Below are 259 nucleotides of genomic sequence, written 5' to 3'. Positions count from 1 at the left end.
ATCGATGGCGGCCACATCGGTCCCCCTATCGGTCACCGTAAACTCCGCGGTGTAGGTAGTGCTGTTGGTACGTTGCAGATTGCTTAAGGCAAAGCCACCAATAGTGCCCGATAGATTACTGTAGGTCTCACCGCCATCGTCCGCGACCGTCAGGGTTACCGTGACCGTATCGCTCACCTTCATCGCAGTGTCAGGGATAGAAACGCTGGAGATCACCGGAAGGTTGGCATCGATCGCATCACCGGTCTGGCTGATCGGG

Annotated in this window: 1 protein-coding gene; it reads right to left on the bottom strand. The window is 56.8% G+C overall.

Annotated elements, in window-relative coordinates; genetic code table 11:
• A partial coding sequence (locus tag CXF72_RS00590; RefSeq protein WP_157823158.1) for a hypothetical protein occupies positions 1-259 on the bottom strand: 259 nt, incomplete at both ends.

Origin of the sequence: Psychromonas sp. MB-3u-54 (assembly GCF_002836415.1) — a bacterium.
Taxonomy (GTDB): Bacteria; Pseudomonadota; Gammaproteobacteria; order Enterobacterales; family Psychromonadaceae; genus Psychromonas.
The sequence above is the reverse complement of the archived record's forward strand: the minus strand, read 5'-3'. Positions and strand labels throughout refer to the sequence as shown.